Source organism: Nocardia tenerifensis NBRC 101015 (genome assembly GCF_000308715.1).
In the GTDB taxonomy this organism is placed as follows: domain Bacteria; phylum Actinomycetota; class Actinomycetes; order Mycobacteriales; family Mycobacteriaceae; genus Nocardia; species Nocardia tenerifensis.
Genome location: NZ_BAGH01000314.1, coordinates 1 through 15,508 on the forward strand (window position 1 = coordinate 1; position 15,508 = coordinate 15,508).

The 15,508-nt window shown below is 70.2% G+C and carries 17 protein-coding genes; 8 read left to right on the forward strand and 9 right to left on the reverse strand.

The features are described 5' to 3' along the window. The 5 genes from ON39_RS25400 to ON39_RS51535 all read left to right on the forward strand — a co-directional run. The coding region (locus tag ON39_RS25400) for a zinc-dependent metalloprotease (protein ID WP_040738129.1) at positions 1 to 288 on the forward strand (288 nt) is incomplete at its 5' end. An 86-nt stretch (positions 289 to 374) separates the two neighbouring features. Next, a complete protein-coding gene (locus tag ON39_RS25405; protein WP_051187053.1) occupies positions 375 to 1,280 on the forward strand; it encodes a hypothetical protein in 906 nt (301 codons plus the stop codon). 78 nt (positions 1,281 to 1,358) lie between these two features. Next, positions 1,359 to 2,702 (forward strand): ABC1 kinase family protein, encoded by a 1,344-nt coding sequence (locus ON39_RS25410; protein WP_040738130.1) that lies wholly within the window; start codon positions 1,359 to 1,361, stop codon positions 2,700 to 2,702. Between the two features lie 122 nt (positions 2,703 to 2,824). Continuing rightward, complete coding sequence (locus ON39_RS25415) at positions 2,825 to 3,280, forward strand: SSI family serine proteinase inhibitor (protein ID WP_051187051.1); 456 nt, start codon at positions 2,825 to 2,827, stop codon at positions 3,278 to 3,280. A gap of 240 nt (positions 3,281 to 3,520) precedes the next feature. Beyond that, entirely contained in the window at positions 3,521 to 3,790 is a 270-nt protein-coding gene (locus ON39_RS51535; RefSeq protein WP_373283735.1) for a cupin domain-containing protein, read from the forward strand. A 103-nt stretch (positions 3,791 to 3,893) separates the two neighbouring features. Here ON39_RS51535 and ON39_RS25420 read toward each other — a convergent pair whose 3' ends face one another. From ON39_RS25420 to ON39_RS25430, 3 genes are all read right to left on the reverse strand, one after another. Beyond that, positions 3,894 to 4,217 (reverse strand): WhiB family transcriptional regulator, encoded by a 324-nt coding sequence (locus tag ON39_RS25420; protein WP_040738131.1) that lies wholly within the window; start codon positions 4,215 to 4,217, stop codon positions 3,894 to 3,896. 138 nt (positions 4,218 to 4,355) lie between these two features. Beyond that, entirely contained in the window at positions 4,356 to 4,709 is a 354-nt protein-coding gene (locus ON39_RS25425) for a hypothetical protein (RefSeq protein WP_040738132.1), read from the reverse strand. 114 nt (positions 4,710 to 4,823) lie between these two features. Beyond that, positions 4,824 to 6,998: an ATP-dependent DNA helicase UvrD2 gene (locus ON39_RS25430; RefSeq protein ID WP_083894689.1), complete on the reverse strand. Its 2,175-nt coding sequence runs from the start codon at positions 6,996 to 6,998 to the stop codon at positions 4,824 to 4,826. A 49-nt stretch (positions 6,999 to 7,047) separates the two neighbouring features. On the opposite strand from ON39_RS25430, the gene ON39_RS25435 reads away from it, so the two are divergent. Further along, positions 7,048 to 8,319, forward strand: a complete 1,272-nt coding sequence (locus ON39_RS25435) for a low temperature requirement protein A (RefSeq protein ID WP_040738143.1) — start codon at positions 7,048 to 7,050, stop codon at positions 8,317 to 8,319. On the opposite strand, the gene ON39_RS25440 is transcribed toward ON39_RS25435, so the two are convergent. The 3 genes from ON39_RS25440 to ON39_RS25450 are packed head-to-tail and all read right to left on the reverse strand — an operon-like array spanning position 8,314 to position 9,629. Continuing rightward, the gene (locus tag ON39_RS25440) at positions 8,314 to 8,766 is read right to left on the reverse strand and encodes a MarR family winged helix-turn-helix transcriptional regulator (protein ID WP_040738134.1); all 453 of its coding nucleotides are present in this window, start codon (positions 8,764 to 8,766) and stop codon (positions 8,314 to 8,316) included. The genes ON39_RS25435 and ON39_RS25440 overlap by 6 nt on opposite strands. Before the next feature lie 9 nt (positions 8,767 to 8,775). Then, positions 8,776 to 9,210 carry an EVE domain-containing protein gene (locus ON39_RS25445; protein WP_040738135.1) on the reverse strand — a complete coding sequence of 145 codons (435 nt, stop codon included), beginning with the start codon at positions 9,208 to 9,210 and terminating at the stop codon, positions 8,776 to 8,778. Beyond that, complete coding sequence (locus ON39_RS25450) at positions 9,207 to 9,629, reverse strand: SRPBCC family protein (RefSeq protein WP_040738136.1); 423 nt, start codon at positions 9,627 to 9,629, stop codon at positions 9,207 to 9,209. The genes ON39_RS25445 and ON39_RS25450 overlap by 4 nt, the downstream gene beginning before the upstream one ends. Positions 9,630 to 9,701: 72 nt before the next feature. On the opposite strand from ON39_RS25450, the gene ON39_RS25455 reads away from it, so the two are divergent. Beyond that, positions 9,702 to 9,959 (forward strand): mycoredoxin, encoded by a 258-nt coding sequence (locus ON39_RS25455; RefSeq protein WP_040738137.1) that lies wholly within the window; start codon positions 9,702 to 9,704, stop codon positions 9,957 to 9,959. 57 nt (positions 9,960 to 10,016) lie between these two features. Here the strand turns inward: ON39_RS25455 and nudC are convergent, their stop codons facing one another. After that, positions 10,017 to 10,919 carry an NAD(+) diphosphatase gene (gene nudC, locus ON39_RS25460; RefSeq protein ID WP_040738138.1) on the reverse strand — a complete coding sequence of 301 codons (903 nt, stop codon included), beginning with the start codon at positions 10,917 to 10,919 and terminating at the stop codon, positions 10,017 to 10,019. A gap of 34 nt (positions 10,920 to 10,953) precedes the next feature. Further along, positions 10,954 to 12,009, reverse strand: a complete 1,056-nt coding sequence (locus tag ON39_RS25465; protein WP_040738145.1) for a potassium channel family protein — start codon at positions 12,007 to 12,009, stop codon at positions 10,954 to 10,956. Between the two features lie 139 nt (positions 12,010 to 12,148). Here ON39_RS25465 and ON39_RS25470 point away from each other — a divergent pair, with 139 nt between their 5' ends. After that, positions 12,149 to 12,562: a DoxX family protein gene (locus ON39_RS25470; protein ID WP_040738139.1), complete on the forward strand. Its 414-nt coding sequence runs from the start codon at positions 12,149 to 12,151 to the stop codon at positions 12,560 to 12,562. Here ON39_RS25470 and ON39_RS47560 read toward each other — a convergent pair. Next, positions 12,519 to 15,508: 3'-5' exonuclease (locus tag ON39_RS47560; protein ID WP_040738146.1), on the reverse strand; the 2,990-nt coding region annotated here is incomplete at its 5' end. The two genes, ON39_RS25470 and ON39_RS47560, sit on opposite strands and share 44 nt — an antisense overlap.

Consider the following 15,508-nt stretch of genomic DNA (forward strand, 5'->3'; position numbering starts at 1 on the left):
GAGGCGGCGGCGCTGTGGCGCAGGCTCACCAGCGATGCGGGTGTGGAGAAGCGTGACGGCGTCTGGGCCCACCCGGACCTGCTGCCCGACTCCAACGACCTGGACTCCCCCGCGGGCTTCATCGACGCGGTGATCGGCGGCGGCGCCACCGCCTTCGACGATCCGCTCGCGCAGCTGGCCGAGACCGAGGCGCGGGAGAAGGCCGAGCGCGACAAGTCCGGCGAGCGCGACGCGGACAGCGGCGAGTCCGGCCCTGACCTGGGCAAGGACAACGACACGTCCGCCTGATTGCCCTGTTGGTGAAGCCGAAAGCCTGTGGATAACCAGGGTTTTCGGCCCCGGCCGGACTCCTCGGATTGCGCATACTGCACGGCATGACATCCCTGTGTCGTGGGCCGATGCTGCCCCCGCAGCTCACCGTGCTGGTGCGCCCGTCCGGCGTCGTGCAACTCGGCTGGCATCCCGAGACCGCGCTGCTACTCGACGCCGGCGGGCTCGGCACCGACACCGTCGTCGCGTTCCTACGGCTACTGGACGGCACCCAGAGCAAGCCCCAAATCGTCTGGCGCGCAGGCGAACACGGCATCGAACCGGATCGCGCGATGGCGCTGCTCGACGTGCTCGACGAGGCGGGGCTGCTCGAGCATCCGGAGGAGCGCGGCGGGCGGATCAGCTCGGTCCGGGTGCACGGGCTCGGCCCGATGTCGGACGCGATCGTCACGGGCCTGCGCAAACTGGGGGTACGGCCGAGTCGTTCGCGCGAGTACGGGCCGCAGGCGGGTCCGGTCTCGGGCTGGCGCGACGACCTGGTCGTGCTGGCGGACACGATGGTCGCCGACCCTCGGCTCATCGACGATCTGGTGCGGTACCGGATCGCCCACCTGCCGGTCCGGCTGCGCGACGGCCGCGGCGTGATCGGCCCGCTCGTGCTGCCGGGCGCGACCAGCTGCTTGCGCTGCGCCGATCTGCTGCGCGCCGACCATGACACCGAGTGGCCGCACCTGGCCGCGCAGTTGCTCGACCGGGTCGGGCACGCCTCCCCCGCGAAGGTCGCGGCGATCGCGGCCCTCGCGGTCAGTGAGGTCGAGGACATCCTGGCGCTGTCGACTCGTCGCCCGCTCGCCACCCTGGACGCGACGCTGGAGGTGGACCTCTGCGCCCGGCTGCTCGACCGGCGCCGCTGGCCCCGCCACGACGAGTGTGGTTGCCGCCGAATTCCCGCTGGGCTCACCGCATGTCGCGTACCGGAGCGGGCGCCCGATCGGGCGGAAAAACAGTGACTGGGGTCACTACCTGTCCGCGGCGTCTATTCAAGATTGCCGTGGCTAAGTTGTGGTTTCTTCCGCCATGATGGGTAGGTGTCTGAGATCGTGCGCCGCCGCTCGTCCCGTAACGCCAAGTTGGCCAAGATTCCGCTCGGCATCGCCGGCCGGGCCGCCGTGGGATTCGGGAAGAAGCTGGCGGGCGGCGACAAGTCCGAGATCAACGCCCAGCTGAATCAGAAGGCCGCCGAGCAGCTGTTCACCGTGCTCGGCGAGCTCAAGGGCGGCGCGATGAAGTTCGGGCAGGCGCTCAGTGTGATGGAGGCCGCGGTCCCGGAGGAGTTCGGCGAGCACTACCGCGAGGCCCTGACCAAGCTGCAGGCCGCCGCGCCGCCGATGCCCGCGGAGACCGTGCATCGGGTGCTCGACCAGCAGCTCGGCACCCAGTGGCGGCAGCGCTTCCAGGAGTTCGACGACCGCCCGGCCGCGTCGGCCAGCATCGGCCAGGTGCACAAGGCGGTGTGGTCGGACGGGCGGACCGTCGCGGTGAAGGTGCAGTATCCCGGCGCCGACGAGGCGTTGCGCGCGGACCTCAAGACGCTGAACCGGATGACCGGGCTGCTCGCGTCGGTCATCCCCGGCGCCGACGTGAAGCCGATCCTCGCCGAGATCACCGAGCGCACCGAGGAGGAGCTCGACTACCGCAACGAGGGAGCGAACCAGCGCGCGTTCGCCAAGGGTTTCGACGGGCACCAGGAGATCGTGGTCCCCAAGGTGGTGGCCAGCGCGCCGAAGGTGATCGTCACCGAGTGGCTCGACGGCACCGCGGTCTCCTCGATCATCAAGGCGGGCGCCGACGATCCGGACGGCACCCGCGACCTGCGCAACAAGGTCGCGCGACTGATGGGTCGCTTCCACTTCTCCTCGCCGGAGACCGTGGGGCTGCTGCACGCCGACCCGCACCCCGGCAACTTCATGATGCTCGCCGACGGCAGGCTCGCCGTCATCGACTTCGGCGCCTGCGCGCCGCTGCCGAACGGCTTCCCCCCGGTGCTCGGCCGGATGCTCGCGCTCGCGGTCGCGGAGCGTTTCGAGGAGCTCACCGAGCTCATGTACGACAACGGCTGGGTCATCCCCGGCCGCACCGTCACCCATCAGGAGATCGCCGACTACCTGCGGCCGTTCACCGACCCGATCAAGTCCGACTCGTTCCACTTCACCCGCAAGTGGATGCAGCGGGTCGCGGGCAAGGCCTCCGACATCTCCAGCCAGGAGATGAAAACTGCACGCGCGCTGCAACTTCCGGCGGAGTACGTGATGATATTCCGGGTGCTCGGCGGTTCGGTCGGCATCCTCGCCCAGCTCGACGCCGAGCTTCCGTTCATGGAACTGGTCCGCACCTGGATGCCGGGGTTCCGCGAGGAGCGCACGGCCAGCTGATCGTCCGACCGAGTTCGCTTCGAGTGGTGGGGGTTCCGCCACGCGACGCCAATTGCGCGGTGTGCGGTCCTGATTCGGCTACCCTTCGGGTCGGATCGGCTCCGTCTACGAAGGGTGATGGCATGTCGTGCACCGGTCGGATCGCCGGCCTCTCGGTCGGCGCGGCGGTCGCGCTCGGACTCGCTCTGGCGGCACCGGTCGAGGCCGCGCCCCCGCCGGTCAAGAACCCGCCGGGCAAGGGGGCGACCGGCGATGACGAGCAGTCGGTGGTGACGCTGTCGGTGGGGCCCGGGGTCTCGGTCGAGGTCGTCGATCGGCGCGTGGTCAGCCTGATCTGTTCGCCGGAAATCGGCGGCACCCATCCGAAGCCCGAGGAAGCCTGCGCGAATCTGGCGAACGCCGACGGCAATATCCGCGCGCTCGCCGATTACACCGTCCCGCCGCTGTGCTCACAGGATTTCGAACCCGTCGTCGCCACCATCGACGGCGTCTGGCGCGGAAAGCCGGTCTCCGATCACGGCTTCTTCTCCAACGTGTGCGTACTGCGGGCCACCACGGTCTCGGTATTCGACTTCTGACCCCTGTGCCGAACCCGTTCGGCCACCATCGATTTCGCCGTTCGGTGCGGCACGCCGACGAAAACCAGGTGCACGACCACGCCGACGACCGACGTCAAGGTCACCCCACTGCCGAGCAGCAATCGCAGATCCGTGGAAAAGCTCCGGTAGAGGCCGGGCACGAGAATCGGCAGCAGACCGGCGGTCAAACACCGGCGGAACCGAGCGGGGCGAGCGCGAATTCACCCATCCCAACGATGGATTGATCTATGTGGTCCACGGGGCGATCAGGTCGTCGCCGACGGCGAGGAGGTGACGCTGTCCACCGGAGACTCCTACTACTGCCCGTCGGGCGTGCGCCACCGCTGGTGGGCGCACGCCGACGACACCACTACATTGCTGCTCGCCGTCGCCGACGAGCGGACGATTCGCCGGGCACCCCACGCACCGCGCCGAACCGGTCCGGCACTTCCATCATCTCCGAAACCGTTGTCGCACAACGCAAACGAGCCGCCCACCGGGCAACGGTGAGCGGTTCGTCTGCTTTCTCGTTCGTTGGCTCGGCCCGTGGCGGGACCAACCGAATCGAGCACATCGACCGGAGGGAGGGAAGCTACTCCTGCTGACGCAGAACTCATGCCGGGACCGCGACCTTGCGCGGGCGGCCGCGCGGGCGCTTGCGGGCGATGACGACCCCCTGTTCGAAGATCTCACCACCCCAAACGCCCCACGGCTCACGCCGATCCATGGCGGCGGTCAGGCAGCCCTTGCGGATGGGGCAGCTGGCGCACAGCGCCTTGGCCTGCTCCAACTGGTTCGGGCTCTCCGCGAACCAGAGATCGGGGTCTCCGGCCCGGCACGGCAGCACCTTGTTGACCTCCCTGGCCCGGGTGATCGGGGCCACGGTTCGGCATGTCACGTCAGTAGTGGCCTCTGGCCATTCCTGGGCGGTGAACACGTCGTTCTCCTTCAGCTCGTTGCAGCGGTTCGTTGTGTTGTCCGCGAAACCGGTGCCGGCTGGCTGAAGGGCCGGAAAAGATTGGCCACGGTTTCGCTTCGTGCGATCCGTGGCCAGGAGGTCTGGGAGGGAGATTCCCTACCTAGGTATTCGACATCTCTGCCGAGTCCTGATCACGATCGCTTGGTGTGCGGGGCGGAGGCGTGCTGCCAGCAGGCCCACCGGCTCATATCCGGCGCCTGCGGCGACGAGGTCGTCTGCCGTCTCGACGACGTTGTCCGCCGTGTCGACGACAGACGGGTGCCAGCCACCCGCACTGGGCTTGTCCGTAATGACGGTGCACATCGGAGCGCGCGCGGACGCCAGCTGCGCCTGCGTGCCGAAGACACCGGTTTCGGACAGACCGATCCCCTGCAAGGCGAGGATCCCCCGGGAGGCCGACATGGGTGAATTCACCGCAACGTCGATGGCGTTGAAGTATTTGGTGTTCATCGGTCTGCCTCCCTCCTAACTCGTTGTGTCTGTTTCGAACTCTGCGCGACGGGACGACCTCCCGGTGCGTAAAACCCACCATAGGCAAGTTCGCCGGGTGGGACAACCTATTTTCTACCTGCGGTTTTGGGGTCTTGCGCGCAACCTCGAAGCGATGATCGCGAGCACGTCGGCGCCGTACTGTTCGAGCTTCTTCGCGCCGATCCCCGCGATCGCCGCCAGCGCGGCGTCGTCACCTGGGAGTTGTTCGGCGATGGCGGTCAACGTGGTGTCGGTGAACACCACGAACTCCCGGACCCGCAGGGCCTCCGCCTTCTCCGCCCGCCACTCCCGCAGCGCGGCCAGGAGTTCGGCGTCGAGCTCGGCCGGGCAGCGACGACAGCGGCCAAGCATAGTCGCATAGGTTCCGATGAGTGGCTTCGCGCACACCCGGCAGGTCGGCCGAATGCCTTTGGCGGACTCCGGGACCGGCGCGGCGATCCTGGACGCGGGCGAATCGTCGGGCACGAGGCCGTTGAGGAACCGGGACCGCCGGCGCGTGCGCCGCTTGCCCTCGCCGCGGGCCAGCGCCCAGGACAGTTGCAGGTACTCCCGCGCCCTGGTCACGCCGACGTAGAGCAGCCTGCGCTCCTCCTCCAGCTTCGCCTCGTCGGCGACGGAGCCGTCGTCGGCGAGCACGTGCGCGATGGGCAGCGTGCCGTCGGCCACCCCGACGAGGAAGACCGCGTCCCACTCCAGGCCCTTGGCGGCGTGCAGCGAGGCGAGCGTGACGCCCTGCACGGTGGGTGGGTGCCTGGCCTCCGTGCGGGCGGCGAGCTCGCGCAGCAGTCCGGGCAGGTCGAGTTTGTCGTCGTGCGCTACCAGTTCCTCGGTCAGGGTGACCAGCGCGACGAGCGAGGCCCATCGCTCCCTGGCCTGGGCGCCCGCGGGTTCCTCGTTGGTCAGCCCGAGCGGTGCCAGCACGGCGCGGACGAGTGTGACCAACGCGGCGCCGCTGCGTGCCGCACCCGGCAGGTCGTCACGGGACGCGGCCTTGTGCAGCGCCGAGACGGCCTGCCTGACCTCGGCCCGCTGGAAGAACCCCTCGCCGCCGCGCACCTGATACGGGATGCCGCGCTCGGTGAGCGCCTGCTCATAGCTCTCCGACTGCGCGTTGATCCGATAGAGCACGGCGATCTCGGCCGCGGGCGTGCCCGCGTCGATGAGCCGCTGGATCGACTTGGCGACCGCGGCGGCCTCGGCGGGGGCGTCGTCGTACTCGGCGAAGACCGGCTCGGGCCCGTCCGGGCGCTGGCCGATGAGCTGGAGCCGGGTGCCCGCGATGCGCCCGCGCGCGACGCCGATCACCCGGTTGGCCAGCGAGACCACCTGCGGGGTCGAGCGGTAGTCGCGCTCGAGCCGGATCACGGTGGCGTCGGGGAAGCGGCGGGAGAAGTCGAGCAGGTAGCCCGGGGTCGCGCCGGTGAAGGAGTAGATGGTCTGGTTGGCGTCGCCGACCACGGTCAGGTCGTCGCGCTCGCCGAGCCAGGCGTCGAGCACGCGCTGCTGCAGCGGGGTGACGTCCTGATACTCGTCGACCACGAAACTGCGGTAGCGGCCGCGGAATTCGTCGGCCACCGCCGGATAGTCCTCGAGCGCCGCCGCGGTGTGCAGCAGCAGGTCGTCGAAGTCGAGCAGCAGTCCGTCGGGGGTCGCCTTGAGCTTCTCGTATCCGGCGTACACCTCGGCCACCCGCAACGCGTCGTAGGGCGTCTCGCGGCGCTGTTTGGCGACGGCCGCCGGGTAGTCCTCCGGCGCGATGAGCGAGGCCTTCGCCCACTCGATCTCGCTGAGCAGGTCGCGCACGCTGTCGGTGGCCGAGGAGAGCCCGGCGCGGTTCGCGGCCTGCGCGACGATCGGGAACTTGCCGTCGATCAGCCGCCACGGCACGTCGCCGACGATCTGCGGCCAAAAGTATTTGAGCTGCCGCAGCGCCGCGGCGTGAAAGGTGCGAGCCTGCACCTGGGTCGCTTCGCCACCCAGGCCGAGCGCGCGCAGCCGGTTGCGCAGCTCCCCCGCCGCGCGCGCGGTGAACGTCACCGCGAGCACCTGGTCGGCCTTGACGTGTCCCGCCGACACCAGGTGCGCGATGCGGTGGGTGATGGTCCGGGTCTTTCCGGTGCCCGCGCCGGCGAGTACACAGACCGGACCCCGTGGCGCGCGCACGGCGGCGGCCTGTTCGGGATCGAGCGAGTCCAGCTCGAGGCCGGTCGGTCGGTGTGTACTGGGGGACGACACGGCACCCATCATGACAGTGCCCGCCGACAACTCTTGCCGGGCGCACAATACTGTCCTTTTCGTGGCATACGACACGCCGTCGACCGACGGCCGACCGACCGACCGGCACGCGACCTGGATGGAGCTGTTCTTCGACCTCGTCGCGGTGGCGGGCATCGGCCAGCTCACCCACCTGCTGCACCGCGGCCCCTCGCTGGGCGACTTCGGCCTGTATCTTCTGCTCTACCTGGCCTTTTGGACGGTCTGGGCGTGCATGATGCTCTACGGCAACATCGCGCGCGACCACGCGAGAGTCCATCTGATGCTCGGCGCGATGCTCGGCCTCGGGGTGATGGCCGCGGCGGTCGCCGGGATCCCGGATCGGCACGCGACCACGTTCGCGGCGGTCTACGTGGTGGTGCGCGCGGTCGCGGCGCAGATATGGGGCCGCGGCACGCTGGTGGTCGACTGGCCGATCGCGCAGCTGTCGGTCGGCGTGCTGCCGTGGATCGCCTCGCTCTGGGTGCCCGAACCGTGGAAGTACGGGCTGTGGGCAGTCGGCCTGGCGCTGGATCTGTGGCTGATGTTCGCGGTGAGCGGCGACCGGATGATGGCGGGGGCGCAGGAGGCGATCGATCGCCGGATCCGCGACTCGCGCCGGTTCCGTAATGTCGAGCCGCCGAAAGTCAAAGCGCTGCATGCGGACTCGGCGCATCTGGGCGAGCGCCTCGGGCTGTACGTGATCATCGTGCTCGGCGAGGGCGTCATCGCGGTGATCGGCGCGGTGGGCGGCGTGCAGTGGAATGTGCGGGTCCTCGCGCTGGGCTTCGGCGCGTTCGTGGTGCTGGCGAGCCTGTGGGCGCTGACCCTGATGTACGGCTTCGTGCCCCGGCTGATGACGGGCGAGGATCCGGCCGGGTCCATACCGAGGCAGCACGTCATGGCCCTGCACTGCTGGATCACCGGCGCGATCGCCACGATCGCGGCGGGTCTCGGGCTGGCGGTCGAACACGCCGAGGGGCACGTGTCCACCGGCATCGGGTGGTCGCTGGCGGGCGGCGCCGCGGCGTACTTCGTGATCAACGGGCTCGGCGGCGCGCGCAGCGGCGCGGGGTGGCGCTGGACGCTGACTTGGCCGCTGCCGTGCGCGGTGCTCGCGGTGGCGCTCGGCGCGTTCGGCCCGCACATCGGCGCGCTCGGGTTGGTGTACGGCGTTGTGGCACTGTGCGTTTGGGCATTGCTGTGCCAGACGCACGCCGCCGGCGTGTGGGGCGCCGGAACCCGCGCCGAGCGGCCGCGCCGGATGCCGTGGCGCCGGACCGACCACGGCGTCGGGATCGACGAGGTCTTATAGCCGGCGCAGACGGCGCAGGTCGGTGGCGAACTGCCCGGTTCGCGCGCCGAGCGGGCCGAAGAACTCCCGATCGCAGGCCTCCACCACGGCCACCGCCCGATTCGCCAGCGCCCGACCGGCCTCGGTGGGCACCAGTGACTTGGCCCGCCGATCGCTCGGGTGATCGCGGCGCTCCACCAAGCCCTTCTGCTCGAGCGCGCGCAACACCTGCGAGGTCATCATCGGATCGGTGACGGCCTGCGCGGCCAGGTCGCGCTGCATCACCGGGTCGTCGCCGACCGCGAGGTAGGTGAGCGACGCGAGCAGCACGAACTGCACGTGGGTCAGGTCGAACGGCGCGAGCGCCGCCCGCTGGGCCGCCTGCCATCGATTGGTCACCTGCCAGAGCAGCAACCCCGGGCTCTCGTCTGCCTGCGTGAATTCGGTGCGTAACCCTTCATTTCTCATCGGCCTCCCTCACTGGTCCGCCATCGCCCGCGCGATCACCGCATGGTCGTGTGCGGTGAGTTCTATCAGGCCGCGGCGCAATACCATTCCCCAGTTCGGTGAGCTGGTCAGATCCAATTCCCCGCGCAGTTGTTCGACCGAAATCTGTTTGGCGTCGGTGCGGTAGCTGACCGATCTGCGCCACGGCTGGAAGCACCCGCCGTCGGGCAGGTCGACCGGATCGGCCTGCCAGGCGGGGCCGTCGTCGACGGTGCCGATCGCGGTGAACGCGCGGACCGCGGCGCCCGAGCGGATGCCCTCGCGCGGCGAGTAGTAGATCAGCGTGTCGCCGGGCCGCATGCGCTCGACGGCCGAGCGCTTGCCGTGGTTGGCCTGCACGATGCCGAGTTCGACGCCGCGCAGCACGTGCTCCTTGGAGATGACGTTCAGCCAGTGCCTCGTCATGCCGGCACCCCCTCGGCGACGGCGACGAGCGCGGCGAGGTCGGGTCCCACCGACGCGGCCAGATCGCGGCCCATGACCTTGGTCCACAGCCGGCGCAGCGGCCCCTCGATCGAGACGGTGACGGTGACGGTCGTGCGTCCGTCGGCGACCGCGACCCGATGATCGAAGATCAGCCGGGCTCCGATGAGCCTGGAAACGTCGACGAACGCGTCGTCGGTGAGCCGCTCGACTACGAACGACACCTTCGGGCCGCCCTTCGGCTTCAGCGTTCCCGTCGCGCCCTGCACGAACGGTCCGTCGAGCCGGACCCACTCGGTGTCCTTGTTCCACTCCGGCCAGGTGGCCATGTCCGCCCACTTGGCGAAGAAGGCGGCGGGTGGTGCGGCGGAGGTGGCTTGCGCGGTAGCGATGATCGTCATGAATTTAGTATGCGCGCTTACTAAAACCAATGCAAGCGGAACACCGGCGACCCGGGCCGCGTTGCACCATAGGTGACTGATACAACGCCTGATCTGACGATGTACTCGACCACCTGGTGCGGCTACTGCCGCAGGCTGAAGAAGCAGCTGGACGAGTCCGGCATCAGCTATGTCGAGATCGACATCGAGGAAGACCCGGCCTCGGCCGAGTTCGTCGGCAGTGTCAACGGCGGCAACCACGTGGTGCCGACCGTGAAGTACGCCGACGGCTCGACGGCCACCAATCCGACGCTGGTAGACGTCAAGCAGGCCCTCGCCGCGCTGGCCTGATCAATTCTCGGAACCAACCCCGCGCGGGCCGATCCGGCCCGCGACGGATTGTCGTGCTCAGTCCAGCTCGGCCCAGGACTCCATGATCGTCCGGGCGATGGAGATCGAGCCGGGCAGCAGCAGTCGCGCGCCCGAACCCTGCGCCGACCAGTCCCCCGCGGCCAGCGCCTCGCGCACCTCCGCGCGGCGGAACCAGTGCGCCTCGGCGATCTCGCCGTCGGAGAAGACCAGCGGCTGCGCGGGATCGGCGACCGCGGCGAACCCGAGCATCAGCGACCGCGGGAACGGCCACGGCTGGCTGCCCAGGTAGTGGATCTCGCTGACGTCGACGCCGACCTCCTCCTTCACCTCCCGCTCGACGCATCGCTCGAGTGACTCCCCGGCCTCGACGAACCCGGCGAGCAGCGAGAACAGCGTCTGCGGCCAGGTGTGCTGGCGGGCGAGCAGCACCTGATCGCCGCCGTCGTGGATCAGGCAGATGACCGCGGGGTCGATCCGGGGGAACTCCTCGTGGCCGCTCTCGGTCATCCGGGACCAGCCGCCCTTGCTGGACGTGGTCGCCGAGCCGTCCGCGCTGTTGAACGCGGCCTTGTCGTGCCAGTTGAGCAGGGCGACCGCGGTGGAGAGCACGCTCGCGGTGAGGTCGTCGACGGTGTTGGACATGCCGCGCAGGTCGGTCAGCGAGCCCTGCAGATCCGGATCGCGCACGGCCCACAGGTGAACGCCGCCGTCGATGCCGAGGAACACCGCCGCGGGGCTCGGCTCGGGCGAGAGCTCGATCGCCTTGTCCAGCACGAGCGCGCCGTTCTCGTATCGGACCTGACCGCGGGCGTTGACCCGCAGCAGTTTGGCGTCGCGCCAGCCCGTCAGCAGGGCCTGCGCGTCGGCTCGCGTCTCCTCGGCGCGGTCGAGCACGGAACGCGAAAGCAGGGGAACACCATTGAGCTGAAAGACCGGCACGGTTCGAGACTATCGCGCCGCCCCCGGGCGGGTTCTACTTGCCCGCGCGACGGATGTAGAGCAGCTTGTCGCCCGCCTCCAGCGAGTCGACCTCCGGCTCGCCGACCCTGGACAGCACGCCCGCGCGCACCACGCCGAGCACGATATCGCTCAGATGCCGTGGCGAGCCGCCGATCTCCGACGCCTCCACGTCGCGCTCGGCGATCGCGAAACCCTCTTCGGGGGTGAGCAGATCCTCCATCATCTCGACCACCGTCGGCGTCGTCGTCGCGATGCCGAGCAGCCGGCCCGCCGTCTCCGAGGACACCACGACCGAGTCGGCGCCCGACTGACGCACCAGGTGGGTGTTCTCCGCCTCGCGGATGGCGACCACGATCTTGGCGCTCTTGGTGAGCTCGCGAGCGGTGAGGGTGACCAGGACCGCGGTGTCGTCCCGGTTCGTGGCGACCACCACCGAGGCCGCGTTCTGCACGCCGGCCAGTCGCTGCACGTCGGATTGGGTCGCCGAGCCGTGCACGGTGACCAGGCCCGCGTTGGCGGCGGCGTCGAGCGCGACGACATCGGTGTCGACCACCACGATGTCGGCGGGCTGCACATTGTCGCCGAGCATGGCGTCGATCGCGGTGCGGCCCTTCGTGCCGTATCCGACGACCACGGTGTGATTGCGCACGCTGTGCCTCCATCGCTGAATCTTGAAAGCCTGCCGGGACCGTTCCGTCAGCACGCCGAGGGTGGTTCCGACGAGAACGATGAGGAAGAGGATGCGCAGCGGCGTGATGATGACGATGTTGACCAGCCGCGCCTCCGAGGTCACCGGGGCAATGTCGCCGTAACCGGTGGTGGACAGCGACACTGTCGCGTAATAGAACGCGTCCAGGAAGCCGAGCGGGTCGCCCGCGTTGTCGTGGTACCCGTCGCGGCCGACGTAGACCACCAGGGCCGCGGCGAACAGCAGTCCGATCGCGAACAGCACCCGGCGCCACAGTGAAATCCACGGACTGGTCTGGACTTCCGGAATGCGCAGCACCCCGACCAAGGCGAAATGCGGGCGGTTCGACAGCCCGAGCGTGCGCGCTCGATCACCGAACACCGGACGCACCCGTCCTGATAACTCTCGCGTCGGATGTCTCCGGCATCGCTTGTCCCTCCGGCACAGCACGGGAGCCTACCCGCTGCCCGCGACACCACCCGGTCTCGACGCGAACACCCGGGGAATGCAAGGGTGCCTCATGGCAGATAACGCGCTCGCACCCACCCGCGCCCCCGGCCGGCGGCCCGCACTGGCCCTCGCCGCCTTGCTGTTCCCCATGGGGGTGCTGCATTTCGTGATGCCCAAGCCGTTCGACTCGATCGTGCCCAAGGCGCTGCCCGGTGAGCCGAGGAACTACACCTACGCCTCCGGGGTCGCCGAGATCGGCGTCGCGGCGGCCCTGGCGATGCCGCGCACCCGCGGCCTCGGCGGGCGGCTGGCCGCGCTGCTGTTCCTCGCGGTGCTGCCGGCGAACGTGCAGATGGCCGCCGACGCGCTCGGCGACAAGAAGGCCTCGCGGGTGTTCAAGATCGGAACGGTGCTGCGGCTGCCGCTGCAGATTCCGCTGATCACGCAGGCGCTGAAGGTGAGCCGGTCGGCGCGGAACTCCTGATCAGCTCGGCCAGCTCGTCGGGGCCGGCCAGCTCACCGGGCGCGATGGTGCGCCCGGTGCGCACGTAATGGAAGGCGGCGCCGATGCGTTCGAGCATCTCCTGCTCCGGCCTGCCCTCCCTGGCCGCCATGAGCCTGGCCCAGGCCAGCCGGTAGACGGCGAGCTGCATGGCGACCGCGGGCTCCTCGGCGGGGGTCGGCTCGGCGCCGGTCTTCCAGTCGACCACGATCCAGCCGCCGCCGGGCTCGGCGAACACCGCGTCCATCCGTCCGCGAATCACGGTGCCCGCCAACGACGTTTCGAACGGGACCTCCACATCGATGGGGCTGCGGTTGGCCCACGCGGAGTTCAGGAAAGCGTTCTGCATGGCGGTCAGCTCGTCGTCGACGTGTGCGTCGGCGGCGGCGCCGGGGAGTTCGTCCAGGCCGAGCAGGCGGGTCGAGCCGAACCAGCGCTGCACCCAGGCGTGGAACGCGGTGCCGCGGCGGGCCAGTGGGCTCGGCGGGAACGGGAGCGGGCGGCGCAGCCGGGCGGCGAGACGCGCGGGGTCGGCACGCATCTCGACCAGGGCGGTCGCGGCGATCTGGCCGGGCAGCTCGACCTCTTCGGCGGCGGCCTGCTCGGATTCGAACTCGGCGAGCAGGGCGTCGACGTCGGCGGCCCAGCCGTCGGGGTCGTTGGGATCCGGCGGGGGGACGAGGGGGTGGTCGGCGAATTGCGCTGCGGCGAAGGCGATGTCCTCGTCGGAGATGTGGTCGTATAGGGGGTCTGGTGGGATGTCGGTGAGATGCGTTGGCGTGCCGGTGGTATCGGCGGCGGCGGGTTCGTAAGCTGGCCCGTCCATGGGGTCCGGAGGGCCGTCCATGGGGTCGGGAGGGAGGGCGTCGAGATCGGCGGGCGGCTCGAAAGCGTAGGGATCGCTGAATTCTTCTGGGGCAAGGGGGGTTTCGTCGGTCCGGGCCGCTGAGCCGTAGCCCGCGGCGAGGCTCCCGGCGTCTTCGGGTCCGCGACCCGTACTGAGCGTCGCCGCGGTTTCGGAGCCGCGATCTGAGGCGAGCGTAGCCTCGGTTTCGGATTCGCGATCTGTACCGAGCGGCACGGCGGTTTCGGGTTCGCGACCTGTACCGAGCGGCAGCGGGGTTTGGGGGCGGTGTTCTTCGCCGAGTGTCGTTTGGTCCGCGGCGCTCCGGCGGGCTGCGGAGTCTCGGGGCTCGGGGGGTCGGGTGCGCAGTTCGGCGAGGGCGGCGCGGACGAGGGCGGCGCCTTGCTCGATGGGGTCGCGGCGGTTGCCGAGGGGGTCGCGCGGCCACTCGGCGGTCGCGGGATTGTCGGTGAAGGGGTTCACCGCGTCGGGTTCCGGCGGGTCGTCCCAGCGGGCGATCTCCACGACGCCCGCGGCGGGGCTCTCGGCGTGCTCGCCGGCCTGCTTCAGCTCGAGCAGGAAGTCGGAGGGGCCCTTCGGCGTGGTTCCGGTCTCGGCCCAGTGGTGCGACGAAACCAGCAGCACGCGTTCGGTTCTGGTGAGCGCGACGTAGAACAGGCGGCGCTCCTCATCGATGCGGCGACGCTCCAGGGCCTCCTTGTGCGCCTTGACCGCGCGTTCCAGATCGGAGCGGTCGTACAGGTCGGTCAGGTCGAGCACGGGGACGCCCTCGGCCGCGTCGTCCTGCTGCCGATCGCCGCGCAGCTTGGTGGGCAGCTCGGCGAGGGCGCCGAGCCAGGTGCCCGTCGCGGTGCCCGACGGGAACACCCCGTGCACCACGTGCGGCACCGCGACGATCTCCCACTCCAAACCCTTGGCCGCGTGCACGGTCAAGACCTGGACCCGGTCCTTGGCGACCTCGACCTCGCCCGGCTCCAAACCGTTCTCGACCGACTCGGCGGCGGCGAGGAAGGAGAGCAGCCCGCTCAGCGCGGCGCCCGAGTCGGCGGCGTAGCCGGCGACCACCTCGGCGAAGGCGTCCAGGTGTTCGCGCCCGGCTCCGGTGCCCGACATGGCCCGGCGGGCCTGCGTCTCCACGCCGACGCCGATGGTGCGCTCCACGTCGGCGACCAGTTCGGTCAGCAGCTGGCCGCTGCGTTCGCGGAGCGCGGCGAGCTCCTTGCTCAGCGCCTCGATCCGCGCGAACCCCGCCGCCGAATACTGTTCGCGCGGACCGGGATCGGCGATCGCGTCGGCCAGTCCTGCCTGCTCGGCGGGCTCCGGAGCCACCTCGCGCAGCGCGGCGGCCAGCGAGCTGTCGTCGGTGATCTCCGGCGCGTCGGCGTTGGAGAAGCGGCTGATCGACAGGTCGCGGGCGCGCCGGGACAGGGCCGCGATATCGGCGACGCCGAGGCGCCAGCGGGCGCCGGTGAGCACGCGCATCGCCGCGCTGCCCGAGCCCGGTTCGGCGATCAGCCGCAGGGTGGCGACGATATCGGCGACCTCGGGCGTGGCCAGCAGGCCGCCGAGTCCGACGATCTCCACCGGCAATCCTTGCGCGCGCAGGGCTTCCGCGAGCGGCGAGGCATCGGCGTTGCGGCGCACCAGGACCGCGGAGGTGGGCGGCGGCTCCCCCGCCGCGCGCCGGGCCGCCCACTCCTCGGCGATCCGTACGGCCACCCACTCGCGTTCCTCGGCCACGGTCTCGGTGAGCGCCAGCGCCACCACACCGGGCCCGGCGTCGGGCTTCGCGCGGAGAGCGTCCACCGTGACGCCGCCACCCTCGATGGCCTTGCGGCGCAACGGATCCGCGACCAGATTCGCCAGCGCCAGCGCCTCGGGCGGGTTGCGCCAGCTGGTCAGCAGAGGCAGGGTCGGCGCGGGAACGCCCGGCGCGGAAGGGAAGTCGGTGGCGAACCGGGGCAGGTTCGCGGCGGACGCCCCGCGCCAGCCGTAGATCGATTGCATCGGATCGCCGACCGCGGTAACCGCCAGCCGGTGCCGATGGCGCGATTCGGGTTCCG

Excerpts from the sequence above, each read along its gene's own strand:
- ON39_RS25450 (WP_040738136.1), bottom strand. The coding sequence starts at position 9,629 with ATGACGATCATCGCTACCGCGCAAGCCACCTCCGCCGCACCACCCGCC.
- ON39_RS25415 (WP_051187051.1), top strand. The coding sequence starts at position 2,825 with ATGTCGTGCACCGGTCGGATCGCCGGCCTCTCGGTCGGCGCGGCGGTC.
- ON39_RS25445 (WP_040738135.1), bottom strand. The coding sequence starts at position 9,210 with ATGACGAGGCACTGGCTGAACGTCATCTCCAAGGAGCACGTGCTGCGC.
- ON39_RS25430 (WP_083894689.1), bottom strand. The coding sequence starts at position 6,998 with ATGATGGGTGCCGTGTCGTCCCCCAGTACACACCGACCGACCGGCCTC.
- ON39_RS25425 (WP_040738132.1), bottom strand. The coding sequence starts at position 4,709 with ATGAACACCAAATACTTCAACGCCATCGACGTTGCGGTGAATTCACCC.
- ON39_RS25405 (WP_051187053.1), top strand. The coding sequence starts at position 375 with ATGACATCCCTGTGTCGTGGGCCGATGCTGCCCCCGCAGCTCACCGTG.
- ON39_RS25440 (WP_040738134.1), bottom strand. The coding sequence starts at position 8,766 with ATGAGAAATGAAGGGTTACGCACCGAATTCACGCAGGCAGACGAGAGC.
- ON39_RS25470 (WP_040738139.1), top strand. The coding sequence starts at position 12,149 with ATGGCAGATAACGCGCTCGCACCCACCCGCGCCCCCGGCCGGCGGCCC.